Origin of the sequence: Alteromonas aestuariivivens (assembly GCF_003367475.1) — a bacterium.
Taxonomy (GTDB): Bacteria; Pseudomonadota; Gammaproteobacteria; order Enterobacterales; family Alteromonadaceae; genus Alteromonas; species Alteromonas aestuariivivens.
Genome location: NZ_QRHA01000010.1, coordinates 1 through 23,104, shown reverse-complemented (window position 1 = coordinate 23,104; position 23,104 = coordinate 1). Strand labels below are relative to the sequence as shown.

The 23,104-nt window shown below is 49.4% G+C and carries 19 protein-coding genes; 8 read left to right on the top strand and 11 right to left on the bottom strand.

All coding sequences use genetic code 11. From position 1 onward, the window contains the following. The first annotated feature begins 6 nt into the window (after nucleotides 1–6). Nucleotides 7–1,914, top strand: coding sequence for a putative bifunctional diguanylate cyclase/phosphodiesterase (locus tag DXV75_RS13585; protein ID WP_181898429.1), 1,908 nt, complete (start codon nucleotides 7–9; stop codon nucleotides 1,912–1,914). Nucleotides 1,915–1,960: 46 nt separating this feature from the next. Here DXV75_RS13585 and yfbR read toward each other — a convergent pair whose 3' ends face one another. After that, nucleotides 1,961–2,605: a 5'-deoxynucleotidase gene (yfbR, locus tag DXV75_RS13580; protein ID WP_115593972.1), complete on the bottom strand. Its 645-nt coding sequence runs from the start codon at nucleotides 2,603–2,605 to the stop codon at nucleotides 1,961–1,963. 258 nt (nucleotides 2,606–2,863) lie between these two features. On the opposite strand from yfbR, the gene DXV75_RS13575 reads away from it, so the two are divergent. Together DXV75_RS13575 and DXV75_RS13570 are read left to right on the top strand one after the other, a co-directional pair. After that, entirely contained in the window at nucleotides 2,864–3,040 is a 177-nt protein-coding gene (locus DXV75_RS13575) for a DUF1328 domain-containing protein (protein WP_115593971.1), read from the top strand. Between the two features lie 31 nt (nucleotides 3,041–3,071). After that, on the top strand, nucleotides 3,072–3,425 hold the full coding sequence (locus DXV75_RS13570; RefSeq protein WP_220272535.1) for a hypothetical protein: 354 nt from the start codon (nucleotides 3,072–3,074) through the stop codon (nucleotides 3,423–3,425). Nucleotides 3,426–3,563: 138 nt separating this feature from the next. Here DXV75_RS13570 and DXV75_RS13565 read toward each other — a convergent pair whose 3' ends face one another. From DXV75_RS13565 to DXV75_RS13550, 4 genes are all read right to left on the bottom strand, one after another. Then, nucleotides 3,564–3,953 carry a response regulator transcription factor gene (locus DXV75_RS13565; RefSeq protein ID WP_181898428.1) on the bottom strand — a complete coding sequence of 130 codons (390 nt, stop codon included), beginning with the start codon at nucleotides 3,951–3,953 and terminating at the stop codon, nucleotides 3,564–3,566. A gap of 217 nt (nucleotides 3,954–4,170) precedes the next feature. Then, nucleotides 4,171–7,320, bottom strand: a complete 3,150-nt coding sequence (locus DXV75_RS13560) for a S8 family serine peptidase (protein WP_115593968.1) — start codon at nucleotides 7,318–7,320, stop codon at nucleotides 4,171–4,173. A gap of 509 nt (nucleotides 7,321–7,829) precedes the next feature. Continuing rightward, on the bottom strand, nucleotides 7,830–8,384 hold the full coding sequence (locus tag DXV75_RS13555) for a hypothetical protein (protein WP_245953233.1): 555 nt from the start codon (nucleotides 8,382–8,384) through the stop codon (nucleotides 7,830–7,832). A gap of 130 nt (nucleotides 8,385–8,514) precedes the next feature. Further along, nucleotides 8,515–9,033: a PepSY domain-containing protein gene (locus DXV75_RS13550; protein WP_115593966.1), complete on the bottom strand. Its 519-nt coding sequence runs from the start codon at nucleotides 9,031–9,033 to the stop codon at nucleotides 8,515–8,517. Nucleotides 9,034–9,303: 270 nt separating this feature from the next. Between DXV75_RS13550 and DXV75_RS13545 the strand changes: the two genes are divergently transcribed. Both DXV75_RS13545 and DXV75_RS13540 read left to right on the top strand, forming a co-directional pair. Then, nucleotides 9,304–10,497, top strand: coding sequence for a DUF418 domain-containing protein (locus DXV75_RS13545; protein ID WP_115593965.1), 1,194 nt, complete (start codon nucleotides 9,304–9,306; stop codon nucleotides 10,495–10,497). A 341-nt stretch (nucleotides 10,498–10,838) separates the two neighbouring features. Next, nucleotides 10,839–11,723, top strand: a complete 885-nt coding sequence (locus tag DXV75_RS13540; RefSeq protein ID WP_115593964.1) for a type 2 periplasmic-binding domain-containing protein — start codon at nucleotides 10,839–10,841, stop codon at nucleotides 11,721–11,723. A gap of 43 nt (nucleotides 11,724–11,766) precedes the next feature. Here DXV75_RS13540 and DXV75_RS13535 read toward each other — a convergent pair whose 3' ends face one another. The 4 genes from DXV75_RS13535 to DXV75_RS13520 form a co-directional block, all read right to left on the bottom strand. Then, the gene (locus DXV75_RS13535; protein ID WP_115593963.1) at nucleotides 11,767–12,519 is read right to left on the bottom strand and encodes a hypothetical protein; all 753 of its coding nucleotides are present in this window, start codon (nucleotides 12,517–12,519) and stop codon (nucleotides 11,767–11,769) included. 297 nt (nucleotides 12,520–12,816) lie between these two features. Continuing rightward, on the bottom strand, nucleotides 12,817–13,212 hold the full coding sequence (locus tag DXV75_RS13530; protein WP_181898427.1) for a YfeK family protein: 396 nt from the start codon (nucleotides 13,210–13,212) through the stop codon (nucleotides 12,817–12,819). Beyond that, entirely contained in the window at nucleotides 13,202–14,083 is an 882-nt protein-coding gene (locus tag DXV75_RS13525; protein WP_115593962.1) for an endonuclease/exonuclease/phosphatase family protein, read from the bottom strand. Before DXV75_RS13525 ends, DXV75_RS13530 begins: the two co-directional genes overlap by 11 nt. Nucleotides 14,084–14,223: 140 nt before the next feature. Then, nucleotides 14,224–16,068 carry a winged helix-turn-helix domain-containing tetratricopeptide repeat protein gene (locus DXV75_RS13520; RefSeq protein ID WP_181898426.1) on the bottom strand — a complete coding sequence of 615 codons (1,845 nt, stop codon included), beginning with the start codon at nucleotides 16,066–16,068 and terminating at the stop codon, nucleotides 14,224–14,226. 203 nt (nucleotides 16,069–16,271) lie between these two features. On the opposite strand from DXV75_RS13520, the gene DXV75_RS13515 reads away from it, so the two are divergent. From DXV75_RS13515 to DXV75_RS13505, 3 genes are all read left to right on the top strand, one after another. Then, on the top strand, nucleotides 16,272–16,610 hold the full coding sequence (locus tag DXV75_RS13515) for a DUF4242 domain-containing protein (protein ID WP_220272534.1): 339 nt from the start codon (nucleotides 16,272–16,274) through the stop codon (nucleotides 16,608–16,610). Between the two features lie 122 nt (nucleotides 16,611–16,732). Beyond that, on the top strand, nucleotides 16,733–17,527 hold the full coding sequence (locus tag DXV75_RS13510) for an SDR family NAD(P)-dependent oxidoreductase (protein WP_115593960.1): 795 nt from the start codon (nucleotides 16,733–16,735) through the stop codon (nucleotides 17,525–17,527). A gap of 245 nt (nucleotides 17,528–17,772) precedes the next feature. Further along, nucleotides 17,773–18,045, top strand: coding sequence for a VOC family protein (locus tag DXV75_RS13505; RefSeq protein WP_147291832.1), 273 nt, complete (start codon nucleotides 17,773–17,775; stop codon nucleotides 18,043–18,045). A 101-nt stretch (nucleotides 18,046–18,146) separates the two neighbouring features. Here the strand turns inward: DXV75_RS13505 and DXV75_RS13500 are convergent, their stop codons facing one another. Together DXV75_RS13500 and DXV75_RS13495 are read right to left on the bottom strand one after the other, a co-directional pair. Beyond that, complete coding sequence (locus tag DXV75_RS13500) at nucleotides 18,147–19,379, bottom strand: OmpA family protein (protein ID WP_181898425.1); 1,233 nt, start codon at nucleotides 19,377–19,379, stop codon at nucleotides 18,147–18,149. Between the two features lie 10 nt (nucleotides 19,380–19,389). Beyond that, nucleotides 19,390–23,104, bottom strand: a 3,715-nt coding sequence (locus DXV75_RS13495) for an Ig-like domain-containing protein (protein ID WP_115593957.1), incomplete at its 5' end; no start/stop codon positions are given.

The window sequence follows — 23,104 nt, the reverse complement described above, 5'->3', positions numbered from 1 at the left end:
GTAAAAATGCCGAGCAAACTTGAGATCATTAAAAACGACACCCAATTGAGAAAGCGACTTCTGGTGGGATGCATTGCGCTTTCTCTGGTAGTGATTGCGGTATTTTTTATGGTTGGTCTGAACCTGGTGATTGACGTCGAAAAGCGGCTTTCGGAGGAGGCCTACACCGACCAACTGACCGTTTTGCGGACCAAAATCCAGCAACATTTGGCGGATGACCCAAACCATATCCAGGACATTAAAAACGAGTTACCGGCATACCTGAAACCGCTGTCAAAAGACATCGTTTATATCAGTATCAATGGTGAAATGCCAATTTACAGCAGTGAGATGAAACACGATTACGAATGGATGTCCAAACCCTTTCCTGGCAGCCTCGCACCCGGTTTCTTTTATTGCGAGCATGCAACGTTTTATTACAATCACATTGCTGTAGATGATAGCGGCAACAAGATATACGCAATCTGGCACCCCAGTTCTCTCATACTGGCTTCAAAAATCGCCATTAATCGTCTTTCAATAACCGCAATTCTTACTTTCTGGCTAGCTGTGTGGGCCGCACTGGTAATGTCTGCGCTGATCACCAAGCGGTTTGAAAAAGCCAACTTGGAGCTGGAAAATCTGGCTCTGGTGGACTCGCTTACCAAGCTTAAAAATCACAATGCGCTTTATACAGAGCGTGTACTGTCAGGCCAGTCCGGTGCACTGTTTTTCCTGGATATTGATCACTTTAAAGATGTAAACAGCGCGCTGGGGCATGAGACCGGCGACAGGCTATTGGTCGCTTTCGCCCAACGACTTGTTCGCCTGATTGGAGAAAAAGGCACGGTCTATCGCTATCGCAGCGATGAATTCATTATCTGGGCACCCAGTACCGGGCATGAGAATATTCAGACTATGGCGTTCCAGATCCTGTATGAATGCCGGGCCCCTCTGAACGTTGATGATAATGGTTTCGAACTCAGCTGCAGTATTGGCGCTGCTGAGTACCCTGCCCAGGGTAAGTTACTTGAAATTCTGGTCAAAAATGCCGAACACGCTATGTACAGAGCGAAGCGGTTGCGCCTGGGTGTACAGGTTTACCATCATCAGTTGGCGAGCAACCAAACCGTAGAAGTAACACTTCGCAGTCAGTTGCGCTCAGCACTGATGCATAAACAATTTGTGCTTTATTACCAACCTAAGGTGGCCATGGCTACCGAAACCCTGACCGGCTTTGAGGCCATTGTGCGCTGGCATCACCCGGATGAAGGCATATTGCCACCCGGCCAGTTCATCGACCTGATTGAACAAAGCGGTATCGTGCACGTGTTTACCCGATACACCATAGAACAGGCGGTTGAACAAATACTGCGCTGGCAAAAAATGGGCTACCTGGTACCGGTATCGGTTAACCTGTCCGCCTACAATCTGATGGACAATGCCTTTGTTCCCTTCATTCAGGGGTTGTTGCAACGAACAGGTGTCAGTCCGAATATGCTCGAATTTGAACTCACCGAAAGTGCCACAATGGTGGATATCAAAGTCAGCAAAAAGATGATCGAAGCGTTTAACAATTTAGGTATTCGCACCTCCATCGACGACTTCGGCACAGGAATGAGCTCATTTGCCTATCTGAGAGAACTGGACATACACACCGTGAAACTAGACAGGGCATTTATCCGACAGGTACATACCAATAGCAAGGACCAAAAAATTGTCGAGGGAATTGTTTCCCTGTGCCGAAATCTGAATGTAGAGATAGTGGCAGAAGGTGTGGAAGTTAAAGCCCAGGCTGAAGTCCTGCAACGTTTGGACTGCCATTTGGGACAGGGATTTCTGTTTGGAAAACCTGCCCCGGCTGAAAAAGTAGAACGACTACTCAACCGGGAGTTTGCTGCCCAACAGGATTTTGACGCCGTCGCCAACAAATAGCACCTGGGGCTCATCCCGGGTTCCACCAGCTGGCGAGCTGACTGGTTTAGTCCTCCAGATGCAAGGTGTTTGCCCGTTCTATCCAGTCCATGTTTCGGGTCTGCTCATCCAGTGTGCCTTTGGCATCTTGCAAAAATACCTGACAAAAATAGTCCACGCAGGGGAACTGATTACGATAGGTGCCAAGCTGGACTTCCATTTCCTGCATTGCGTTGGCAAACTCGGAATTGGACTTGGATAATTCGTAGTCGCATTTAAGGTAGGCGCATAATACATCTGCCGCTTTTGCCAAGCGGACGTGAATGTCTTCCTTGTCCTGCTCTATAAGGGGCCTATAACGGGCTTGAAGCTGCTGGGGCAATGTCTGAATCAACATGTTTTCAAAACGCTTTTCCAGCTTTTTGATGGCCGAGGTAGTTTCCGGATCATGGTACTTAACCGGGCTGGGGATATCGCTCATACCAGCAATTTCACTGCCTTCGTGAAACAGAGCCATACTCGCCACCCTGTCAGGATTTACCGCTTCCCCAAACACGTCAGCAGCAATTGCGCCCAGCATGTGAGCAACGGTTGCAGCTTCGTAGATATGGGTAGACAGCATTTCTTCCTGAAACTGTGCCATAAGCGGCCATCGTTTCACGTTTCTTGCTCTCTGTGTTAACCCGATAAAGGACGAATGAATTTTAGCCATCGTAAACTTTCTGCTCCGTGATATTTACCGGAATGGTATCAATTATTTGGATGGAAAAGGTGCAAATATGAGCTCTTTTACTAAGATAGTAGTGGCGGTCATGAAAAATAGCTCTGCCCGCCTGGCATTCTGTTTCAATAACTCCGGTTTAATATCACCTCACACCCAAACATTTTCCGAAGACATAAACTGCTATGGTGAGACACAGGGGCGACGTAAAAAATGTGATATTAGACTGAACAACAAGAGGGCTTTCTCATGTTAGGTTGGGCTATAACGTTTTTTATCATTGCCATCATTGCTGCGGTGTTTGGATTCGGAGGCATTGCCGGTGCGGCTTCCGGTATTGCCCAGTTTCTGTTTTTCGTGTTTGTTGCCTTGCTGGTCATTTCGCTCATCGCAAATGCGCTGCGTGGCAAAACACCCAAAGGTTAACCATTAAATCGTTAAAAGGAGATCAGCAATTATGTCGTACAAAGCGTTTTTAAAAGTCCTGTTGGTTGCATGTATCGCATTTTTTATCACTGCGTGCAGTGATAAAGACGCTGAGGATGTAGGTGAAAAAGTTGATGAAATGGTTTCAGACGTGAATGATTCCGCCGAAGAAGCCGGTGATGCCATCGACGAAATGATGTCTGACGCAGAAGATGTAGCGGGAGACATTGGTGATGAAGTTGACGACATGATGTCTGACGCCAGCGACGCGATGGAAGACGCTGGAGACGAGATGGAAGATATGGTGGATGATGCAGGTAATGCGATGGAAGACGCCTGTGAAGAAGCCAAGAAAAAACTGGGAGCTGAGGACGACGACTGTTAAGTACAATCAACTCCTATTAAATAAAAGCCAGGCAAAATCGCCTAGCTTTTATTTATCACGAGTTGGTATTTATTAGGATACATAACGCATACAATTTTCACCAAATCGGTGCACAAATGCCCTGCTCACTACGTTCGCTCATGCACTCAAACTAAGGAATCTCTGACTTGCAACAGCCCGGCATTGATTGACAATTTCCTTGCAATCGGTCTTGGTGGTAAAAACCGCATCAGCACCAATATGACCAATGGCATCAACCAATTCATCGCAGCGGATCAAAAACACCACAGACTGACTGGTTGTATTAAACTTCAACAACCTGCACACTTCTGCCCCATCCATGTCGGGTAGATGGTGATCCATCAATACCACATCATAGGTGTGCTGTTGCCCGAGGCGCAGCGCCAGTTTGCCACTCGCGGCAAAATCAACATTCCAGCCAAGACCCACAAAAACACATCTTAATGTGCTCGCAAGGACTGGGTTGTCTTCCACCACAAGCACAGAGAAAATCGAGTTTACTGCCATGGTTTGCCTCCTTGCTATTCTGGTTCGCATTTCCGGAGAACAGTTTCTTTCTCCGGGCAGAGCAGCGTCCACCCGGCGCCGTTTTAGACGGGAACCGGGTGTACCACTCTGTTTCAGGAACTATGCAGATAACGGACCAGAGACTCCAGAGGAGACAGTTGCCGGCCAACTTGCCCACTCGCCAGGCTCTGGACCACTTCTGCATTGAACACTACTGTCAGGGTTTCACTTTCAGAATTGCGGTTCCTTCGTCCTGCCCTTCGTCGTTAAAAAACGTCACAGTTCCCATGTAGAACTGAGCAGGGTCCAGCCCCCAGGTACGTAACTTAACATCGTTGTTCTGCCCTTCAACGGCCCGCCGTGATGACCACATTTTTGTTCCCCTGGCTTTATCATAGCTTATCCACGCTGGCATGGTGAAATTGGTGCTGTCTGCTCCGGTCAGGTTCCACCCATGCACCCAAACCAGATAGACATCGCCCACACCCACATCAAATCTGGGTTCAGGATCTAACAGCACCACTTCTTCATTTGAGGCTGCGTTGTAGGAAAATCCCACCTGGGTACACAACCATTGGTCACATCGATACACGTACATATCGAGGTCCGCCCCGGGCTGATCGACCAATGCGTTGGTCAGAATAAATCGTGCAACCTTGGTACCTTCGGGTATGTGGAAAAGGGATGTAGACAAACCGGGTTCATTAAACGAGAACGATGAATCAGGATCCTGATACACCAGACTATTCACATACTCAGGCGCAATCAGACCGGTATAGTCAAAACTCACCCGCCCGCTGTATTTCATCCGCACAGGGAAGGAACCTTTTCCATCTACCAGCTTGATAGGGACAACTTCAGGCACATCAATTTTATCGTCCGGAGCGGGTAAAATCGCAATCGGGCTTCTTACCCGGGTTCCGTCTGCAGCAGTGAGAACCACAGCGCCATAGAGCCATTCTCCTATCACAGTCGCATCGGTTTTGGCAAACGTGATCCCCATGAACGCATAACTGCCTGCATCAACAACCAGCGTATCGCTGCCGGTAGGAGTGCCGCTGTTGTCGTACATCATGGTACTGACATCAATACTTTCCAGCCCCTCAAATGAAACCGAATAGCTGCCCCCCACCCCGCTGACATCATTCAGTGTCCGGTAAATGGTTTCGGTATCGGACAGTGCGCCTATAGCAATGGATGCCAGATTAAGCTGTGACGGGTCCAAAGAATAGTTTGCCGCAGAATAGGCGCTGCACGGATAACCTGACTGCTGAATAACAAATTGCTCTTCACCCAACCCACACATGAACGCCATGTAATCAAAAAAGCCGGCATTGTAGGTAAGTCCCGGAGCCATCGCCGGCACCGGAGCCGCATGACCGGCACCAAAATCAAATGGATCGGCCGGTGTCGTGCCATCCTCCTTGGTAACATCCTGTCGGGCGGAAGTCATCAGTGCAGACTTAACCTGGGCGGGGGTCCAGTCGGGGTGCTGGTCAATGAGCAACGCCGCCATACCCGCAATGTGGGGAGATGACATTGAAGTCCCACTCAAATAGGCCACCTGCTGCCCCTGTGCCGAAAACATGGGGGTACTGGAAGTTGCAGCCAGAATTCTTACTCCCGGAGCGGTAATATCGGGCTTAATCACATCCGTCGTTGCGGCATTCGGCCCTCTTGATGAGAAGTCTGCCATCACGTTGCCCACTTCCTGCTGGGCAAGGAATGAACCTGCACTCATACGCACTGTGGTCATTTCACCGGAATTAACCGCTGCAGCAAGCTCAAGACCATCGGTATTGGTCACCATCCCACCAGGAATGTCCGCCTGATAGCCATCCCCTCCCATCGCAGTCGGTGGCCGGTCGTCACTGTAGACCACTACTGCTGAAGCCCCTGCCAGCTGTGCACGCTCAACCTTTTCGATAAAGGCACAGGTCCCCCGTGCAATGAGGGCAATATTGCCGCTTATCTCTCCCGCATTTTCCAGCGGTGAAGGTTCACCATCTTCGTAACAGGCCTCCAGAGGTTCAGCAACCACCAGTGTTCCCTCAACGTCACCGGTTTCAAGTAGTGGTGCCGTGATAGCCCCTTCAATAAAGGTCAGCTGCTCTACCGGGTCACTGGAAATCACATCCAGCGCGTTGGTATAGCTGGTACCGTCATAGGTGGAAGCGCCCACGGTGGTTACCCAAGGGGCAGGAGTACCGATGGTTTCCGGGGTTGGGCCGTCATTGCCCGCCGACACCGCAACGAAAACCCCAGCCTGTGCGGCTCGCAGCATCGCCGCTGTTGAGGGATAGGTCAGATCGGTGCGGCTCCCACCAATTGAAAAGTTCAGCACATCAACCCCATCTGCTATTGCCTGATCGATGGCTGCCATACTGTCACTGGCAAAGCATCCCCGCTCTGGTGCCCCTTCCGGGCTGACATAATCAGAATTCCAGCACACTTTGTACATGGCCACTCTGGCCCTGGGTGCAATCCCAGACATCACGCCAAGAGACGTTCCCGCAACTTCGGCATTGACTCCTTCATTACCGGCTGCCGTGCTTGCCGTATGGCTGCCATGACCGTCAGAATCCCTGGGAGAAATGATCTCGCCAAGCCCGGTTTGCAGTTCGTAATATTGTTCGAATGTTTCCTTAAAATAGCGCGCGCCAATCAACTTGTTGTTGCAATTGAATGTACCCGCTTCCGTTTCTTCACCGGCATCACATATACCCGACCACCCAAGGGTAGCAGGGTCTGAATAGCTTCCATCGTCGGCAAAACTGGGATTTTCAGGTGTGATCCCGGTATCCAGAATCCCAACAATGACATCTTCGCCTTTGATTCCCAATGTATGCTGGCCATCGCTTCCTGTTAGCCCAAGGAACTCTGGCGTGTTGGTAGTGTCAGGTGTTTGCAGCTGATCTTCCCAGACCTGCACCACATCCGGGTTGGCGCGCAATGCCTCAAGCTGCTTGGGCGTTAGCCGGGCTGAAAAGCCATTGAAGGTATGAACGTAATGATGCAGAAGGTGATTCTGGCCAACCGTTGAAGCCAGCGACTGGTGCTTTTGTCTCAGGCTGCTGGTATAGCTTTTAATTCTCGATGAGGCAGAGTTATAGAGATTTCCGCGATTCGCCACAAACTGGTTACTTGGGATCAGTTCCCCATTCTTTTCCGCAAAGGTAACCCCAGGTTCTTCCCTCAGTTGTACAATATACACTGCACTGCTTTTCTTCACTGATGCGGGAGCCTTCGCGGGCTTGAGTTTCGTTGTTTCGGTGCTTACGACTTGCTGGGCGAATGCAGCGGGCCCCATTTGGGATGATATCGCCATTGCGATAACTGACCCCAGCAGGCTTTTCTTAAATGTCATTTGAGTCTCCCATCGACACTTTCGAGCATGATGAAAGGAGTTCGCAGAGAATTTTGTAGGACTGCATTCCCTGCTGACTTCAACTCCATTTTTGTATTTATGAAATCTGAGACAACAGGGACAACCAATCAGAAGTGCGCTTGTACAAACGGCGGGACGCCTGAAAAACTTAGCACAATTAAATGAATGCCCCCAAATGACGATTGATAATCAACGGCGGCTGTATGCAAAAACTTACAGAAGATTAGGGCCTGTTGATCTTTGCTGTTCGAAATTTGTTCTCTCTGAGTGTTTTCAGGGCAAGGCGAGAGCCATGAAGCTTAGTCAGCTAAGTAAATGGCGAACAACGCAGCCCTGGGAGCACTCAGAGTGAGCCCGAAGGGCAGCGCTTGTCGCGTTTTTCTGTTGCGTTAGAGACGATTCATGTAGATGACTACACTTCACACTCTCTGCCTTGCACAAAAGCGCGACAATTCGCTGCAAAATTAAACAATAAAGTTCAACAGGCCCTAATTATTCGTGGCAGAATCGACGTACTTATCCAGCCATTGCTTAAGTTCAGCACAAACCCTTTCACGCGACTTGAAATGGGTAAGCACCAACACTCTGTCAGTTCTCGGCCAGATTGCCTCGCCGAGTACGAGGGTATCATGAGCGGACAATGCATCAGGGTTCAGTACAATTTCAACCGCGCGTTTGTTAGGCTTGATAATTGTCGGACGGACCGCACTGATATAAGAAGGAGGGATGCAAATAAACTCACGGGCCTGAGGATCCCGCACCACGCAGACACGGTTCTGAAACAGCAATAACGAAGGCCAGCCTTCGGAAATCCGGCTTTGCCAAAACATCGCTACGGTGAACAGCATCAGAATTATGAAGGTGATAACCTCAAACTGAATACTGATGTGCGGAGCGAAAGAAACCAGGGCTCCCACTATCACAGCAAACAGCACCCAACCACCAAATACCCGTCGGAGTACATTGGGTGATATACCACTGTAAACCTTAACCTGGCGGAAGGTTTGCTTGTCCAGTTGCTGACAGGTTATTGACGGGGACACGGCACCCAATCCCATTTAGATGAATAACTATATACCATTAAGGTATATCAAAATTTCATTAAAAACAACATTATAAGTTCCATTCCGCCCTGACCGCGCCCACAACTGTACACAAAATACGCTACCCCGTTCAGGAACCAAACATAACAACCAGCCCCGCAAACAGGAAGCCGGTAGCGGCAATTTTCAGCCCGTTTCTGAATATTGGTGCGCGGGGAATAAACATAACGAACGCGGAAATAACAAAAAACAGCAACACTACGCCAAATGTAATGTTGAGAATGTATAAGGGGCTACCAGTTGTGGCTTTGTGCAGTTTTACCATCTTGGCCAGGGGGACTGGATAGTCTTTGGACGTCAAAGACGCCTGCCCTGTTGCCTGATTATACTGCCCTTGTTTAAACACCTGAACCGGCCCGTTTTGATCAGTCAGTGTCAAATCCTTCAGATTAAGCGCCTTTGCCAGTTCCTGTTCGCTTAATCCGGGCTGCAGTTTACGCACTTCCGTGTGAGAATATTTCAGAAAATCGGTTTTGCGAAACACCAGCAATACACCACTGACAGCATAAACCGCCATGATTCCCGCCAGAAAAAAGCCCAGCCAGCGATGATATTTTCGAAAACTGTTATGAAGGTTTACAGAAGCCATAACGACACCAGGGTAAAAATAAAAGCGGCCATTCTAAATACCACAAGCTATTGTTACCAGTGATTTTTATTTAAACAGGCCACTGTTTACAGATAACCACTGAAGACAGGGGCGCAGGTTAAAAGCCGCAGCCCGGCTTCAGACGAAAAACCTTGTTGACACTCCGCCGCTACAAAAAGAAATTTCACAAATCAAAAAATAAAAAAAGTGATACTACTTTCAGCACCTTCTTCGCTACGTTGTTAACGTATCATTAACAGTTGTAGTTAAATGAATCAAGTTGCCTTTGCCCAAAAGCATTCCCGTAGCCCGCTACTGAACGAACTGCGTGGCCTGAGCCTGCTGGGACTTTTTCTGTTACACCTGCAGACAGGCTATCAACTCTACTGGTACCAACCTGCTCCCGTATGGGATTTCACCTCTTATTTCGTTTTGGCGGAGGGCTCTGTCCATGGTCTTATCGCCTTACTGTTCGGCCTGAGCTTCTTTGTTGTGCTCAAGCGCTACCATGAACGTGAAATAGAATACCGCCCCTGCTTCACCAGGCGATTGACAGTAGTGTTTCTGTTGGGCTATCTGCACAGCCTGTGGTTTGCAGGTGACATTTTGCAGGTTCTGGCGGTAAGCAGTATTCTGATGATTTTCTCCTTCAGTTTCAGCAACCGTTGCTGGCTTGCCGTTTCCGCTGGCTTTGTGCTTCAGCTGCCTCAAATAGCAATCATTGGGATCCACTCCTGGTTTCCGGACCCAGGGTACAATTCACCAGTATACTTACAGTATCTGCCTGTGAGCTTTGAACATTATGCGCACAGCACACTACCCGCGCTCATTTCATACAACCTGGGTAACGGGCAGGTTGCAAAATGGGCCATGTATTTCGAGACCGGCCAAATATGGTGTGTGATGGGGCTCATTTTCATTGGAGGCTGGATTGGACGCCGTGGATTATGGCAAGCCCGGTTCCCCCGTAACCTGTACCTAGTATTTACTGCCACCATGGGGTTGGGTATCTATCGTTTACTCGACTGGTTTGCCACCTGGGCCCCAAAAAAGTTTGATGAAAACATGGCGCGTTGGTGTTTTGAACATCTGCTGATCCAATATCAGGCATTATGCATAATCTTGGCAGTAATCTGCCTGATAATGGCGGCGCACAATACTCTTTCCGGAAACAGTTTACTGAAACTCTTCGCACCAGTGGGCAGAATGTCGTTAACATTTTATCTGATGCAAAGCCTGGTGTTTGTGATTTTCTTTTATGGCTTCGGGCTTGACGCGTATCAATCAATAGGCGCTATGCCTTGCCTGGTGCTCGGGGCAAGTTGGTGGGTGCTGCAAATCCACATTGCCAATTTCTGGTTGCCGCGTTTTGGATGTGGCCCGGTAGAATGGATCTGGAACAAGCGGTTGGTTAACAGTTATCGCCCACAAACGAAAAATCCTTTTCCTTTTTATCGCAACTGAGCGGAGTTGATTACCCCGCACCTATTACAAATTCACCAAAACACCTCCCGGCCAAACGACATAACTGCTGATAAATACACCCTAGTGCAACATGAGCCAAAAAATCCTTATTTAAAAGATTGACAGATTTCGGGGATTTTGTGACTGTGAGCGAACTTTCAGTTAAAAGTATCGCAGATTCTGGAAGCTGGTCGGCTCAATTCAATACCACGCTGACCAAGCCATCTGTGCCAGGCGATTTGAAGTCTTTATCTGAGTGCCACTGTTTACAATTATTACAGCTCTCTCTGCGACCTGTTCCGGAGAGTTTGGTATAAACCTGGACGGACTCAAAAGCGGATATGAGAAGCGTTTTATGCAAACTGATGACAGGTCTGGTGATTGGCGCCTGCCTTACCATGCAATCGGTTTTTGCGTGCGAGCTTCGCATACCCGATTGGGATGTTCGCTATAGTATTCGCAACGACTACGCCATAAACCTGCTGCAGGAACTGCTCAAACGCACGGAAACGCAGTTTGAGCCCTGCACCATTGTAAAAGGCCCTTATGCTCCGCCCATTCGTCTCACGCAACAACTGGCAGAAAATCAAAACTACGATGTCGCCTGGATGCCGGTAACCCTGGATAATTCTGCCCGCCTGAAAATGCTACCCTATCCTATTGATAAAGGTAGTCTGGGTTGGCGGGTTCTGCTGATCCGAAAAGCAGACCAATCACATTTCGCGAAGGTAAAAACGTTGGATGATCTTCGTCAATACCGGGCCGGGTTTCACGAATTGTGGTCTGATTACAATGTTTATCAGCACAATCTGGACGAGGTTATCGGATTTCGGGATTACCAGTCCATGTTTACCATGCTGCATCACCAACGCTATGACTATGTATCCAGGGCGCTGCACGAAGCGATCCCGGAATTAACCAGAAGCCATGAGCAAAACGAAGTCCAACTGGAGCAAAGTTTATTATTGCACTATCCAAATGGCGATTTTTTCTTCGTAAACAAAAGTAATACCAGGCTGGCTGAACGACTGGAAAAAGGCTTTCAACTGATCATTGAAGATGGCACATTCGATCGCATGTTCAACGGGTTTTACGGCAGTGCGATGAGTTCCATTAAACTGTCAGGCAGACGGGTTATTAACCTGGAAAATCCTCAGTTCCCTCTCGATATTCTGAACCAGCACCCGGAGCTCTGGCTGCACTACGAAGAAAACAGGCTTCAGTAAGCCCACAAACCACTGCCCTGCCTCAACCTAAAGTTACGCAAGGTTAACGGGTTCCACCGATGCGGACCAGTACCATATTTTTTATGACCGTACGAGAATCATCCAGTTGCTTTCGAATTTTGCCGTCCTCCAGTTCGGGAATTCCATACCATTGCAGAGGTTGCAGATCGAGTAAGTAATCCAGGCTGATGAAATCGTGCATAACGTTTTGTCCGGTGGGATACGCGTGCTCATACAATGCGAAACCTGCACCAACTCCCTGCTCCATTAATCGCTGATGGGCCTGCAGTACGAAATTTTTCTGCAATTCAAGGAAAGACTTTTTATTGGTGCTTCGAACCCAGTTTACAAACATGTAGTTATGTTCGGACATACCACTGCTGAGAGTAAGCTTCCACAACGCCGACGACATCATTTTTCGGGCCGAGAAGGTATTGGCGATCATTTCCGGTTCCGACATGGGATTCACCTCTGAATCGTTACCCGGAGCCACCCCTTTGTATGCTTTATGCACTTGTGAAGGATCGCTGAAACTCTCGATAATCACGTGATCACACGGCGAGCGGTCTCCAAACAGAACACCGTACAATGTCCAGCTTACCATCTCCTGGTTGTCAACTCGCTGCTGGTGATAGGGCAACCAGGAATCCAGCTCAAATACCACGTACTCCGGCGATGTGGACTGCATACAATGCACCACACTCCAGTTTATCGGAGCCTGCTGTGCAAACGTGAGAAACGGCAGGTTGCCAAACAACCAAAGGCCAACCCAACCAGTTTTCAACCAAGGTTTCATCACTATGCCCCTGTAGAAGCTAATCCGGAATCCCAGCTTCATCCTGACACCAGAGCCAACACATGCCTGTATGACTGAACTGCCCAATCCGGCTAGCGGCCTGATTAAAGGGGGTGCTAAAAATACCGAGACTGATGCAGCACCTAAATTATCGACATATACTCAATTTAATGGGTGGCACGACTTTCCCCATTAAAACACTGTGTTTGAGACAATCTGGCCTAAGCGTAGTTGCTGATGTACCAAAAGCAAATATACTCGGTGCCTTCCGTGCACTAACCATGGCAATTAAGGCCGCTAGGGGGCATCTGAAACGTTGAGGTCATCGCGCAACTGACTGAGTTTTCTGTACAGCCAATCATGTGACGTTAGTGTGGGAGCATCCGGACACTGGATCAGATAAGCCTCACCCGACCAGGAACTCTCAGTCGCCAGCCGGTCAATAAAATCTTCCGCACTGTGAACGTATTTGTGCCCCCTGCGCCATTTCAACTTGAGATGTTCTGCGGCCTGGCTGGCAACATGCGCTTCGCCGTTACGAATAAATGTGCAGCCACTTTGCGACACTTCGTCAATGAGATGTTGAATTTCATTCTGAACTTCAAACTCGTCTTCGCCTTTCGCATTCGCCTGGCTGGGAATTCCGAAAATGACTCCCGTAACCAGCACCGCGCACATAAATTTAGGGTACATGATATTCACCTTGTTCGAACATGAGCTCTGCACTCATGGGATTATGATCAGAAGATCGGACTTCTTCCGATTCCGAGTGGATAGCGGTCAATCCTCTGATCCATATATGATCCAAAGCCAGGCCTATGAAACGGCTGCGAAAGTCGCTCTCAAACTTCACACGGTGCATACCATGTTTGCCCATCATGGCTTCCATCAGGCGCATTCTCCCCTCTCGCCAGGTATTGAAATCGCCGGCCACGATTGCGGGCCCGGGAATTGCCCCCAGTAATTGAGCTATTTGCTCCATCTGACGTTCAAAATCATCCAGCCCTATACTGAAGTTTACGCCATGCACATTAATCACCAGCATTCCGAAATCCAATTCACTGATCGGAAACAGGGCCGCCCCTACCGCTTTCGGGCTTCCCAGCCAGGGCTCAAATACTTGCATGGCACACACCACCACAGGAGGTATAACGCTCAGTAACATCAATCCGCTGCGATATTCCTCAGTGGTGTAACCGGGTGCAAAAGACCAGTAACGGTTCTGGCCAAGTGAAGAGCGCATTTGTGACGTTAACAGCGCTTCCTGCAGCAAAACCAGCTGTTTATCGGACCCGAGACGTTTCAGATCTGCAAGCCATTGCGTATTCTCCCCCTTCTGAACGTTCCAGCTGAGTACAGCGAGACTGCGCTGGGCGCTGAATGAGGTCTGCGGCGAGATATTAATGGGCAAAGCACTGTGCATGCCGCCAATGCAAGCCTGGACATTGTCGAACCGCGCAGCGTTGTGATTGGCGTATTCTGCCGGAGTTGCTTCACAGCGCCCTGCCCCCAAAACCCCAAGAGCAATAAACAGCAATATTCGAACGGCATCGAACGGCGTCATACAAAAAGTTCCTCTGGAACAAGACAGGAAATCTTAGCAGGCCAAAGAACCCAATACCTGTTATGACAAGGGCCAAGCTGCCAGCCGGCTTTTGGGTGAAAGAACAGGCCGCCCTCTGAGGCAGTTCATCATAACCTCATTCAGGGCTCAGGGAATACCTCTGCCAACAATTGTTGATAGGCTTGTGTACTTCGGTAGTCCTGAAGCTGCGGATCAACAGCGAGAAATACCATTGAATGTGAACGCTGCTCAACTGCCTTCTGAAACCAGCGCCAGGCCGCATGCGGCTGCCCAAGCGCAAGATAGGCTTTGGCGATTTCATACGCAGGCTGATAGTCACTGGACGAGTCCAGTGCGGTGAGTATTTCCTGAGCCTGCCCCAACTTTCCCTGAAGTGCCAGCACCCTTGCCAGCGAGGCTTGCGAAATGGCACTGCCGCCTGAACGCCGCACACATTCCTGCAGAGATGCTGCGGCAGAGGGTAAATCCCCCAGAGCCTCCAGGCTCCAGCCGCGCCACAGGTAGATCAGTTCAAAGCCCGGGTTCAGTTCTTCGGTGAGCGCCAGTTGCTCCAATGCTTGCACATATTGGCCTCCGTTATAAAGCACCCAGCCCAATGCGGCATTGGCAATCAGCGACAACGGGTCCAGTTCGGTTGCCCGGCGCATTTCACGTTCCGCCTCATCAAATCGCCCGGCAGCAACCAGATAATTGGCATACCACTGATGCGCCTTGGACGAATCCGCTTTGAGCGCTATCGCGCGGTTAAAACGCGCTTCCGCTTCAGGAAAATCCCATTCATAGTACAAGGCGACGTACCCAAGATTGGCTTCTGCAGACGCATTTTTCGGATCCAGCTGCAATGCACGGCGGGCAGCTCCTTTAGCGCGGGAAAACGCCACTGAAGGGGCAAGGTAGTCATAAAAACCCATTACCGCCAGCGCATCCGCCAGGCCAGCCCAGGCCGGCGCGTATTCCGGCGCCAGTTCAATTGCACGTTCAAAATGCGAAACTGCCCCAGTTAAACTTGCTTCAGTGCGTTGATGCCAGAAAAATCGCCCCTTCAGATAACTGTCGTAAGCCTCGGGCACAATAATCTCCGAACTTTTCTGCGGTACCGCGCTGAGCTCTCCGGCCAACGCGCTGGCAATCTGTAAAGCAATCTCTCCCTGCACTTCAACAACGTCCGACAGCTCATGCTGATAGCTTTGCGACCAAAGCTGGTAGCCATTTTGGGTATCAACAAGCCTTACATTGACACGCAACTGCTTCCCGTCTTTCCACACAGTTCCTTCCACCAACGCCTCTGCATTCAACGCTGCCCCAATCTGGCGGGCGTCCATAGAAGATTGCTCCATTGAAAAAGAGGACGTGCGCGAAACTACCCTTAACTGGGCATACTCTGAAAGCCGGTTCAATAAATCGTCCGCCAGCCCGTCGGTAAAGTAATCTCTTTGTCGGCCTTGGTTGGCATTCACAAATGGCATTACTGCCACCGTCTTTATTGCCTGGTGTTGGCTACCGGTTGAGCGATCAATAAACCGGTATTCTATCCATGCGCCACAACCTAATACCAGCACAACCAGTGCCACCATTCTCACAGCAGAAATAATTCGTGGCGAAGAGGAATGTTCGGCCTCTTTAATATTTTCTGTTGCTAAGGGAGTGGCTGCAACAACCGGCGATATAAAGCGATAGCCCTTTTTGGGTATGGTCTCGACAAATCTGGGGGAGCGGGCTGAGTCGTGTAATGCAAGCCGCAATTTGCGAACCACGGTATTCAGATTATCATCCAGCATTCCACTGCGATCATCGGGCCAGAATTGCTGAAACAGCGCTTCTCGACTGATCAGTTCACCCGGCCTGGAAACCAGCAACACCAACAAACGTAGCGGCAAATCCTGCACATAAACCTGGTTTCCCCGCCGGGTCAGACAATGAGGGTTTTCATGAAGCTCATACTCTCCAAAACGCAGTGTCGTCATGCAGTATTCCGCGGGCAATGGTGGCCTGTTCAGCGTAGCCCACCTGTTCATTTATTGAACTAACCAATTGATATTAGGCGATTCTTAAGTTCAGGTAAAGTTCAGCCCCAATTCATTGTGAAGCCCGCTGTGCACTGTTTGAATTAAACCCATGCCAGGGGCAGTTAATGCTGGCTACCCACCATTCACAAGGAGAAACTGAAATGAAAAACCTGTTTATAGCAGCTGCGTTAATGATTGTGACCTTAAGTACCGTTGCCGGCGAAAGCCATCAATACATTATCGAGCGTACTATCCCCGGTGCACAAAATCTCACCTCCGATGAACTGAAGTCCATATCCCAGAAGTCCAGAGCGATCCTTGAATCACTGGGGCCGGAAATTCAATGGCAACAGAGCTACGTGGCAGAAGACAAACTTTATTGTGTGTATTTGTCTCCCAACAAAGAGTTAATCGCCAAACACGCTCGACTGGGCGGATTTCCGGCAGATAAAATCGTCGAAGTCAGTGGCATTATCGGGCCGCAAACGGCAGATGATTAACCCCGTCATATTAGCCTGCGGTACTGTATTATGCAGTGCCGCCCTTGTTTTCCTGCCACCACAGCACTTCCTCCACCTTCAGCTATACTGAACCTTTCAAAACGCCCACATTGGAGCGACAAATGAACCTTCAGTTAAACAACAAGCTGGTATTTATCAGTGGGTCTAGCATGGGAATCGGGCGCGCTATCGCCGAAGCCATGCTGGCCGAGGGCGCCAGGGTTATCGTGAACGGTAGACGGGATATGACGAACCTGCTGGCAGAGCTCTCCAGGCTTGGCACAGTACATGGAGTCCAGGGCGATTTGTCTGATCCTGCGCAGGCCACCAAAATCTGCAGTGATATTGACGCGATTGGTGACCTTGACGTATTGGTAAATAATGTCGGTATTTTTAACCCAAGACCATTTGCCGATATTGAAGACATCGAATGGCAGTCAATGTTCGACGCCAATATCATGAGCACTGTGCGGCTGTGCAGGCATTTCTTTCCAGCCATGCTGAATCGGGATTTTGGCCGCATCATCAATATTTCCAGTGAGGCTGGTATGCGTGGGCTGGAAAGCATGGTGCACTACTCCATGACCAAAGGCGCTCAGATAGTGATCGGGCGAGGGCTGGCCAATTTGACCAAAGGCAGCGGAAAGGATATCACGGTCAATTCTGTGCTCCCCGGCCCTACTTTAACCGAAGGGGTAGAAAAATGGTTAAAAGAAAGTGCCTCGGTAGAAGATAAAACCGAAGCTCAGTTTGTGAGTGAATTTTTTCAGGCAACCGAACCCACCTCTTTACTGCAGCGTTTTATCCGGCCTGAAGAAATTGCCAACATTGTTACATTTCTTGCCTCGCCACTTGCCTCTGCCATCAACGGTGCGAGCGTTCGGGCCGAAGGCGGCCTGATAAAAAGCATTGGTTGATAACCTGCCAACAGCCGGCCCCAGCCTAAAAAATTGATTTTTAGGTGGAGGCTGGCTCTTTCACCGCGTCGTGAGTTCAACAAACGGCAATTTGCAATTAACACAGAATCAGAGTTGAATACTTTAAGAAACCTTAAAAAAATCCAGTATAAGAGCAACTAATGCATTCAGCCCCGAGGTGCGGCGTAATCGTTTATTCTGCAAACATTAAAGAACTATCTGTGTTTTACAGAGATATGTTTGATATGAAATTACTCCGCGAAACCCAGGATTTCGTCAGCCTGGGCAACGGAGAGATGAATGTCGTTGTTCACCTGCCGCCAGTTGCCATACCCGAGCCCCAGTTTAACTGCGTAAAAATGTTTATCACGGTCGAGAATAGCCTGCTGGCGAGAGAAAAAGCCGTATTGCTGGGCGGTGCCGCGTTCGACGGCGAATGGTCAAACCCCGTATTCAAAGTCTGTAACATTGCCGACCCGGAAGGTAACCACATTCAGCTCAGGGAGTTTTTAATTTAGTCAGACTGTTTGCAGATAGCGATGAACGGCTTGGGCGAGCTTAAATTAACGTCAGCACCAAGGCAGGTTTGCCGCCAGCCCTGGTGCTGCTTTCCCCATAGCTATCTTGTGACGGGCATCGATAAAACCTCGTTGATAGTAACTTCAACGCGACGGTTCTGGCGGTCCGCTTCCTCTGACTGAACAGGGTTGAGCAGTTCACTCTCCCCTTTGCCTACCGTTTCTATCATAGACTCATTAATACCGTATTCATCTACAAGGGCCCTGGCAACCGACCTCGCCCGTTGCTCCGACAATTTCTGGTTATAGCGGACGCTTCCGGGTTCAGAAGTATGGCCATAAACCACCAGTTCCCGAACCTGGTATTTCTCAATAAACTCCGCCATTTCACGAATGTCCTTGGCGTATTTCTGATCGATGATGGCGCTGTCGTTGTCATAGTGGATAACAAGTTTAAACGCTACTTGCTGTTCGGCAAACAAGGTACAGCCAACATCATTCACCCGGAACTGGATGTCACTGGCTGGGCAGCTATCCTTGAGATCGACTACACCATCATGATCGGAATCTGCCAGTTCAACCGCCATTTTTTCTAACGGCCGCTCCAAAGGACGTTGAGATTTGCTCGGCACTTCCTCAGTCGTGGTGCCATCAGAAAAATAGTACCTCACTCCTACCGACAGCTGATCATTTTGATCCCGGGCCAAATTAATCCGACTGGCAGCTATGTAGGCCTGCCATTGGCGTGCCAAACGGTAGTTCAGCTCAACACCATACATTAAATCGGTACCACTGGTACTGTGGCTCCCAACAGACTGTGAAAATTCATTAGTAAGGTATCGCCCCTCCCAGTTGAACAACCCCAGCTTGCCAGCTAGAGAGAGGTTGTCCGTAAGCGGGTAAGACGCAACCAGGCTGGAAAATACGCCTTTGCCGGACTCGGGATAAATGGTTTGGGCATGATCGTAAAACACCTGTTGCAGGGCATATTCACCGACAAAGTTTACCTGTCGGGTACCCAAATCCTGATATCCCGCTTCCACACCAATGTATTGATTAAACTGGTAGCCCACAAACGCCTTGTAGCCCAAATCAGTTTTCTCAATCCCCACTGCTTGTGCCGTGATCCCGCTTTGGTTATAAAACTCATTCAGCCGTGATTGACTAATGCCAGTTCGGTTGTACCCCAGTTCTGCTCCCAGATACCATCCAACAACGGAACTCTCTGGCTTGCAATTAGCTTCCTCACCTGAGTTACTGCAATCGTATTGAGCGACTGCGCTGCCAGTAAAAGCAACGGCAAACCAGACTAATAATCGCTTTGTAAAGCCCATAAAATAATTCTTAGATACCGCCACGATTTGCTTTCCAGTTTACTTTTCTTATTACAGACACAAAAACACCCAGCAACAACAAGCCATACAGACTCCCGCCGCCTCGCGTTGATGCCTCGATCCGATGGTACTCAGTAACTGTTACCGACCATTGGCCAAATGACTGATTTCCCCATTCGTCCGAGACTTGATAGTCAATAACCAACACTCCATAAAAATCGCTCTGAGGGGTGAATACCACCTCTCCATTTTCAGAAAAACTGACTCCGGAGTGTTCCACTGAAAGCAATCGCATTTGGTCGCCATCGGGATCACTGTCGTTGGTCAGAAGATTCAGCGTCGCTGTTTCGCCCTGCAAAATTTCACTGCTGTCATTGGTGATAAGCGGCGCTTTGTTGTCTATCAGGTTGATGGTCAGGACAGCATGGTCAGTGCCGCCATTGCTGTCTGTCACACCGTAGTTAATGGTGATTTCCCCGACGTAATCCAGAGCAGCCACATAATGAATGGCGTTGTCGACAATACTCACCTCACCTATGGTGGTGGTGGCGGAAGTCAGTAACAGTGGGTCCCCGTTCTGGTCAGTATCGTTGGCAATAACATCGACTGTGATTTCTTGGTTAACCACCAAAGTTACGCTGTCATCTGACGCCTCGGGTAATGCATTACTGGTGATCATCACACCAACCCCCCCCGGATCAACAATAGTGCCGTTGACCAGATTGTCGTCATCATTAACACCACCATCTTCGATAATCTGCTGAACACACCAGTGGCCTTCAGTAAGCCCGGGGGTCCAGACAGAATTACCGGAATTGACGTCAGGAGGAGGGCAGAAACCTACGTCTCCAGGAGTCGACCACAAACTGTTGTTGGCATCTTCAATAAAGAACCCCCACCCTGAACCGGGTCGGAATTTACGATAAACCGCATCAGCTGGTATGGGCTTGCGCTGGGGCATAACAATCGCAAACTGAGTGCCCTGCTCTGGCATTCCGTAGGCAATATAGTCAAAGATCCCTCCCACATTGATGGCATCCGGATCATCGACAAGTTCATCGAGCTCATCCTGAGCAATATCATCATTCGTGATCTGTGCTCCACCGGTTTCACCGCCGATGGAATGGTCTCCCCGCCGTAAACACACACCAGCCTGCCCTTCAATCAGAAAAGCATCATGCACCTTAGCCACTTCCTGCAGGACATTGCACTCGTCAATTCGGTCCAAGAAGTCAGGAATACCATCACCGTCTGTATCCTGGTAGCCTTCCATGTGATCCGGGATCAAATCCCCGTCACTGTCCAAAGAGTGATCATCAAAAGAAAGCAGTTCCTCAACAACTTCGATGTAGATGGTTTCACTGTCGCTCAGCTGTGGAGCACCGCTATCGGTTACCTCGATACTAACGTGGTAAATTCCGGCCTCCAATAAACTCGGGTCAAAGATGAATGCGGTATCGTTCGTCGCTTCATTCACCAGCCGATGGTCAGAAGTTATCCAGGCATACTGATGTGAATCAGTCAGGTTGGGATCTTCCACCATAGAGATAACACTAATCGCTCCACCACGTCTGGAAACCGTAAGGCGTTTAATGTGGTTTTGTAACACTTGCAAAGTCACATCCGGCTCAATGTTTCTTTCGGTCAGTAAAACATTGTGCTCATCTTTTGCTCCACGATTAAGTGACTCATCCAGCGATACCGTCACCACTCTGTCGCTGCGATTGCTCTCATTAATGAAGGTATCCAGAGCAATATAGGCCGTCGTTCCGGATTCGATAATCAGGTCTCCCGCTTCAAGATTGTGATCTTCTTCAGTTGCATCCCCCGACAAGGTATATGGCACAACCAGCGGGTACACCGGTGATTCACCATTGAGGTACACCCCTATGGTAGTTGAACTGCCTTTAAGAACGGTTTGATCTTTCTGAATGGAGACCAATGGCGCTACGCAAACCAGTTGGGTTGCAATAGCGGTATTTCCTTCTGCATCCGTTGCACTCCAGAACGCCTGATTGATACCCGGCGGATAAAGGGTATTTCCGTCCAGCAAAGACACGGGCAACACATTACCAAAACGGTCTACAGCACTGGCCTGGCCCAAATCCACTTTGGTATACAAGGCATTGGCCATCACCGTCAGTTCGGAGCACAAATCTTCAGGAAGGGTAATAAAAGGGCCTGATTCACTCTCAACATTAACTAACACCTCAGCACTGGCAAAATTCCCGGCCGCATCTCTGATGGAATAGGTAATCAGGTAATCACCGTGTATGTTACTTTGCGGTGTAAATTGGAGCGCTCCATCAACGATGACAACCTCACCAACATCGCCAGACACAGCTACCAGCTCTATGGCGTCATCTTCGGGATCATAATCGTTTGCCAGTACATCAAGCGTAATTGTCTCACCCGTCTGCATGGTTACGGAATCATCTACCGCAATGGGTGGCAGGTTATCCTCAGTTACCACTGTAATATGCACTTCTGCACTGGCAGATTCACCAAACTCATCCTCAATCACGTAAGTAAGCAGGTCATTCTGAGTACTGTCGGTCATAGGCGAGTATACAACTGCTCCATCAGTAGTCACTGAGACCTCACCCAAGTTCGCATAGACTTGTACAACGGTAATTTTATCGCCGTCCGGATCTGAGTCGTTCAGTAATACATCCAATCGGTTTGCGGTACTGTTTTTCAACACCTCAAAGGCATCGTTAACCGCTAATGGCGCCTTGTTATCAAGAACATCCTCAACGGTGATGGATATCACTGCCAGCTCCGAATCCTCAGTTCCATCGTTCGCCCTGAAAGTAAACTCATCCTGGCCAAAAAAATCAGGCGCCGGAGTGTAGACTAATTCAGGTGCGTTGCCGGTCAAAGTGCCGTTCTCTGGCTGAGATACCAGCTCGTAGCTAAGGCTGTCACCATCTATATCGGTGGCTGTCAGCGTAATCCCAGTATTGGTATCTTCATCTAACGTAATGGTTTGCGCATCCGCTTGCGGAGCATCATTTTGCGGATTAATGCTAACAGTTACCGACGCAGTGTCTGTTAAGCCATTAGCATCACTGATTGTATAACGAATGGTTACTGAATCAGTCGCATTTTCTTCAGGGGTGTAACTTAATGTGCCATCCGAATTAATGCTAACCGAACCCTCACTCGCTGTGGCTTGAGTTATGGTCAGTTCATCACCTTCAGGATCAATATCATTATCCAGAACCGGAATAACGTTATCGGTGCTGTCCTCATCCACCGCAACACTATCATCTTTGGCCACTGGGGCATCGTTGTCTGCCGTAATGGAAATGCTGACCGTTACGGTGTTGGAATTGCTACTGCCGTCGTTGGCCTGGTAGGTAAAGCTGTCTGACGTAGTTTCCCCACCGTCGTGCACGTAGGTAAAGGTGCCGTCGCTGTTCAGGGTTAGGCTGCCGTTGGCCGGGCTACTAACCTGAACGGCCGTCAGGCTGTCGCTCTCGGCGTCGGTGTCATTACTCAGTACCGAGGTGCCGTTCAGAGTCCCGCCCTCCGTCACACTGTAACTGTCGGCCACCGCCACTGGGGCATCGTTGTCTGCCGTAATGGAAATGCTGACCGTTACGGTGTTGGAAGTGCTACTGCCGTCGTTGGCCTGGTAGGTAAAGCTGTCAGACGTAGTTTCCCCACCGTCGTGCACGTAAGTAAAGGTGCCGTCGCTGTTCAGGGTTAGGCTGCCGTTG

What these genes read in the sequence shown, in the direction of transcription:
- DXV75_RS13585 (WP_181898429.1), top strand. Translation starts at nt 7, where the DNA reads ATGCCGAGCAAACTTGAGATCATTAAAAACGACACCCAATTGAGAAAG.
- yfbR (WP_115593972.1), bottom strand. Translation starts at nt 2,605, where the DNA reads ATGGCTAAAATTCATTCGTCCTTTATCGGGTTAACACAGAGAGCAAGA.
- DXV75_RS13575 (WP_115593971.1), top strand. Translation starts at nt 2,864, where the DNA reads ATGTTAGGTTGGGCTATAACGTTTTTTATCATTGCCATCATTGCTGCG.
- DXV75_RS13570 (WP_220272535.1), top strand. Translation starts at nt 3,072, where the DNA reads ATGTCGTACAAAGCGTTTTTAAAAGTCCTGTTGGTTGCATGTATCGCA.
- DXV75_RS13565 (WP_181898428.1), bottom strand. Translation starts at nt 3,953, where the DNA reads ATGGCAGTAAACTCGATTTTCTCTGTGCTTGTGGTGGAAGACAACCCA.
- DXV75_RS13560 (WP_115593968.1), bottom strand. Translation starts at nt 7,320, where the DNA reads ATGACATTTAAGAAAAGCCTGCTGGGGTCAGTTATCGCAATGGCGATA.
- DXV75_RS13550 (WP_115593966.1), bottom strand. Translation starts at nt 9,033, where the DNA reads ATGGCTTCTGTAAACCTTCATAACAGTTTTCGAAAATATCATCGCTGG.
- DXV75_RS13545 (WP_115593965.1), top strand. Translation starts at nt 9,304, where the DNA reads ATGAATCAAGTTGCCTTTGCCCAAAAGCATTCCCGTAGCCCGCTACTG.
- DXV75_RS13540 (WP_115593964.1), top strand. Translation starts at nt 10,839, where the DNA reads ATGAGAAGCGTTTTATGCAAACTGATGACAGGTCTGGTGATTGGCGCC.
- DXV75_RS13535 (WP_115593963.1), bottom strand. Translation starts at nt 12,519, where the DNA reads ATGAAACCTTGGTTGAAAACTGGTTGGGTTGGCCTTTGGTTGTTTGGC.
- DXV75_RS13530 (WP_181898427.1), bottom strand. Translation starts at nt 13,212, where the DNA reads ATGTACCCTAAATTTATGTGCGCGGTGCTGGTTACGGGAGTCATTTTC.
- DXV75_RS13525 (WP_115593962.1), bottom strand. Translation starts at nt 14,083, where the DNA reads ATGACGCCGTTCGATGCCGTTCGAATATTGCTGTTTATTGCTCTTGGG.
- DXV75_RS13520 (WP_181898426.1), bottom strand. Translation starts at nt 16,068, where the DNA reads ATGACGACACTGCGTTTTGGAGAGTATGAGCTTCATGAAAACCCTCAT.
- DXV75_RS13515 (WP_220272534.1), top strand. Translation starts at nt 16,272, where the DNA reads ATGAAAAACCTGTTTATAGCAGCTGCGTTAATGATTGTGACCTTAAGT.
- DXV75_RS13510 (WP_115593960.1), top strand. Translation starts at nt 16,733, where the DNA reads ATGAACCTTCAGTTAAACAACAAGCTGGTATTTATCAGTGGGTCTAGC.
- DXV75_RS13505 (WP_147291832.1), top strand. Translation starts at nt 17,773, where the DNA reads ATGAAATTACTCCGCGAAACCCAGGATTTCGTCAGCCTGGGCAACGGA.
- DXV75_RS13500 (WP_181898425.1), bottom strand. Translation starts at nt 19,379, where the DNA reads ATGGGCTTTACAAAGCGATTATTAGTCTGGTTTGCCGTTGCTTTTACT.